We start from the raw sequence: 4610 nt of genomic DNA, 5'->3' as shown, positions 1-4610 counted from the left end.
CCTTATCGAGCTTGCTCAAAAAAAACAGGGTAAATTAATTGTTACTACGCGCGATAAAGCTCATGATAGTGCTATTCTTCAAATACCTGTGAATTTATTTAGCAGCGAGGAAAGTAGAAACTACCTCTTGCAAATCGCTTGCCAAAAGAGCGAGCTTACCGCTGAAGAAGCTGAAAAGATAGGGCAAGCGTTAGCGTTAGGTGGTGTGCCCAGCTCTTTAAAAAAAGCTGCTGAGTGTCTAGAGGATAATGCATGGTCTCTGGAAGCCTATTTTGATAAGCTAGCCGCAAGCTTAGCAGAGCACAAAGCCTACTTAGATGCTAGAAGTAATTTAACAGCTCCTAATGAGCATTTTACTGGACGGGAAGCAGACCTTGTGGCTTTAGAGGAGACATTAGCACAAGGTAAGCCCTTAGTGTTAGCTGCACAAGTAGGCTTAGGAGGGGTAGGTAAAACACAGCTAGCTCTGCAATATGCTTACCGTGCAGCACCTCAATATAATTTTATTTGGTGGTTAAATGCTGCAAGTGAAGCTGCATTGCTACAATCTTATAGCAGCTTAGCAGAAAAGCTTCATATCTTTTTAACTAAAGAAGAAGAAAAGGAAGACAAAGCATTAGTCAAAAAAGTGCATTGCTATCTTAAAGAGAATCCTGGCTGGCTGCTGATTTTTGATGATGCGGAAAATGCTACCAATCTTAATAGCTGGCTGCCTAAATCGGGTGGGCATCTTCTCATCACTTCTCGTAAGCCTAATTGGCCTAATGCGCATGTTTTTACCCTAGGCGTTTTTAAACGAGAAGAATCCATTGAGCTTATCCTAAAAATTACTCATCTAGAAGATCAAAAAGAAGAAGCTGGTGAACTAGCCGATCTATTACAAAATTTACCTTTAGCTATTTCTCAAGCAGCTTTCTATATTAAAGAAACCCACATCTCTATAGAAGAGTATAAGGAAAAATTTGAACAACACTATAGGGTATTATGGGAATTTGAAGTGCCACCAGATATCTACCAGGCGACAGTTCAGGTGACTTGGGATGTGTCTATGCAAAAGATTCGGCAAGAAGAAGCAAAAGAAAAGGAAAGTAATGAATACCCCTCTTTAGTTGATCCTCTAATGCAGTTTTGCGCTTACTTAAGTTCACAGGGTATTCCTCGTCGCTTGCTTAAAGATTGGGTGATTAAGCTCTATCAGTCAGAGACTCCATTATTAGATATTAATCATACTATTGATTTACTTAGACGCTATTCTATGATTGAAGCTGCTGCTGAGACGATTAGCATCCATAGCTTAGTACAGCTGGTGATAAGAGACCAACTTAAAGAAGAAGAGCAAAAAGAGATTTGCGGTAAAGGACTTTGCTTTTTTTATGAAAGTTTTAATTATGATCAAGCTGATTTAGATAAGGCTAATGATAATTATCGTTTAATTGTGCATGTAGAAAAGATTGCTACTCATGCAGAGCAGCTAGAAATCGACAATGGAATGGCATTGACCTTAAGAGATAGAGTAGGTCATCACTATATTAATTGTAGAGGAGCTTATGAAGCAGCAAAAAAAACATGGGAACACTGTTTAAAAAGAAGTGTTATCTGGCAAGCGAATTTATTTATAGCCGATTTTGAAAATAAATTAGGAACAATTGACCGAGGGTTAGGGCATTATGAAGAGGCAAAAAAGCGCTTTGAAAAAGCCTTAGACATCTATGGAAGAATTGATGATATCAAACCCTCTTTTTTAGCAGGAGTCTATAATAATTTAGGAAATCTACTGAAAGATTTAGGGCAATATATTGAAGCTAGGCAGACCTATGAGAAAGCGCTAACTTTATATGGAAAAGGTTCTTTTAAGGTATCTTCCGATATAGCAGATATTCACCATAGCATGGGGATTGTTTTAAGTAGGTTAGGTGAGTTTGTGGAAGCCAAAAATCATTTTGATTACGCAGACGAAATCTACTCGCAAATCTATTCCCATCCCAAGCATCCTTTCTTAGTAAGCTTTTATAGTAATTATGGTAATCTTTGGCTGGAGCTAGGAGAGTATGCTCAGGCAGAAGAATCTTTTAGGATAGCCTTGCAACGTGCAAGGCAAGCTTATACATTTCCAGAACATCCTGATTTTGAACCTATTTACAATAATTTAGGCAATTGTTTGCAAAGGCAAGGTAAATATACGCAAGCAGAAAAATTCTATCGAAAAGCTCTTCTAATTCATGAAAAAAACTTTTCGAAAGACCATCCTTCTTTTGCAGGAATTTATCTTAATTTAGGGATAGTGTTTCAGAGTCTCGATAAACATCAAGAAGCCAAAGAAATTTATGAAAAATATTTACCGATTTTCAAGGAAATTTCTCCCAGTGACTCTCCTGCGCTAGCAGACGTTTATAATAATCTAGGAGGAGCCCAACTAAAACTACGTAATCCAACATGCTCCAGAAGCTTTTTTCTTAAAGCCTTAAAAATTTATGAAAAAGTATATCCTTCCAATCACCCTTCCATTGCAGGAATTTATTTTAATTTAGGAGTGATTATCGAAGAATCAAAGCCTCGAGAAGCCGTCAATTATTATCAAAAAGCCATACATATTTATAAGGAAGTTAACTCTAATCATCCTAAACTAGGAGAAATCTATAGTAATATGGGTAATGTTCTTAGTGAGCTAGACCATAAAGAAGAAGCTGAGAAGTGCTTTAGAACAGCACTTTTAATACAAAAACACAATTTTTCGGATGGCCATCCTGTTACAGCAGGTATTCATAACAATTTAGGTAACCTTCTGCAAGATTTGAACCAAAACGAAAAAGCTATATCTCATTATTTGCAAGCATTAAATATTTATAAAGAAGTTAATTTTTCTAATCCTCTTACCTTAGCTGGAATTTATTTCAACTTAGGCGATACTTTGCTGGTACTAAAGGACTTTATCAATGCCAAATTTTATTATCTTGATGCAATAAATCTTTACGAAAGAGTAGATCCACCTGTTCCTCTTCTTGTGGCCCATACTTATTCCAACTTAGGAAATGCTTTATATAAATTGGAAGAAAGGATAGACGCTAAGAAAAACTATGAAAAAGCCGTACAAATTTATGAACACACTTCTTCTCCCATTTCTCTCTATTATCAAAGGTCTCAACAAAATGAAGTTCGCGAGTCGCTTGCAAAAACACATCATAATCTAGTAAAGGTTTTAGCTGACTTAACACATTTTGCAGAAGCTTTTGGGCATTGCCAACGAGCTGCAGCCATTTTACAAAAACTTCATCCCTTTCATCCTTTATTACAGGGCGTTCAATATAGTTTGCACGATCTTTTAGAAAAAATAGAAGAAAGATCAAGAAATTAAGCAATTTATTAGGGTGCTACAAGATGAAAGGCAAGCAGCAAGCATTACGCCGAGTAGCACATCAAGGTAATATTGAAGATATACGCTATTTGATTGAACAAGAAGGAGTAGATATCAATGCTCAAGATGAAAATAAAGGTTTAACCGCTCTGCATTGGGCCGTGAAGCGAGGTCATCAGCAAGTAGCTGCATGGCTTTTAGCTCATGGAGCGAGAGCAGATATTAAAGATGGAGAAGGTTGCATTCCTGACGACTATAAGGTAAAACGCTCATAATGTTCATCTAGCTGAACAAGAATAGCTGGGAGCATGTTTTAAGAACAAGTTACTTAGTAAATTATTTATAGTTTGATTTTTAAGTAAAGCTAAAGGCTAGAAATGATAATTAATTCTCTTCTTCCCCCCTTTTAAGCAGCTTTTTTTACTGAAAGTCCATATGTTTTAAAATATTTTTTATTGAGAAATATATTGTTATTCCTATAGCCTTTCTTCGATAGGTGTGTTTGCAAGCAGGCTACCAAAATTTAAGTAATTTTTAGAAAAGTTAAAATTCAAATGGCACTAAATATTAATAAATAAGAGAAAAAGCTAATGAATATAGAAAATCCAAATCTTCCTCTTGTTGTATTTCCTGAGTTTAAGGAGATAGAAAAAAGGAATCTCTCCTTTAGCCAGGGTCCTTATGCCGAGATTAGCTTACAGATATTTGCAAAGTTGCGGTCGGTAGATTTGTGTCGAGCAAGGCTAGTATGTAAAGAATGGAAGAAGTTAATTCAACAAGCCAATTTATGGAAAGAGCTTCATCCAGGAAGTTGTAGAATTAATTCTCCAAAAGAAAAACAGCAAGGTGCTGAGATTTACTTAGGCTGCTTGATAACTGGCAACCAAGCAGAAAAGCTCTATTTGTATATAAAAGGTGGCTTCTTAAAAGGATATTTGTATAGAAAAGAAAAACTGATAGAAGAAATCTCTCCTCACCAGATTCAAGGGGGTCTTCATGGCGGGATTGAGTCTCAATCTCTCATCCACTTGGTAAATAAAGTAGAACAACATGGCCTCTTTGCCCTTTATGATCCACAAGCTGCGGATAAAAAAGTCACTTTATTACCTGCTCCTCCAGTGGGCAGCTATTTGGAAGAATATACCTTAAGCTATATAGAAGCTCCTTTACCCAATAGCAATCTTTTTTGCCGTCCTAATCTTAGTAAAACTTTAGAGAAAGGCTTAAAAAAATTCGGCCTGGTAAGCTTGATTAATGA

3 protein-coding genes are annotated in these 4610 nt (G+C 36.4%); all 3 read left to right on the top strand.

Annotated features, from left to right (window positions below; genetic code table 11):
- Positions 1–3352: tetratricopeptide repeat protein (locus tag NEOC95_RS03465; protein WP_213151631.1), on the top strand; the 3352-nt coding region annotated here is incomplete at its 5' end.
- Positions 3353–3375: 23 nt separating this feature from the next.
- Positions 3376–3627: an ankyrin repeat domain-containing protein gene (locus NEOC95_RS03460; protein WP_213151629.1), complete on the top strand. Its 252-nt coding sequence runs from the start codon at positions 3376–3378 to the stop codon at positions 3625–3627.
- Positions 3628–3942: 315 nt separating this feature from the next.
- On the top strand, positions 3943–4610 hold a 668-nt coding region (locus NEOC95_RS03455), incomplete at its 3' end, for an F-box protein (RefSeq protein WP_213151627.1).

The sequence above is a fragment of the Neochlamydia sp. AcF95 genome, from assembly GCF_018342455.1.
Lineage (GTDB): Bacteria > Chlamydiota > Chlamydiia > Chlamydiales > Parachlamydiaceae > Neochlamydia.
The sequence above is the reverse complement of the archived record's forward strand: the minus strand, read 5'-3'. Positions and strand labels throughout refer to the sequence as shown.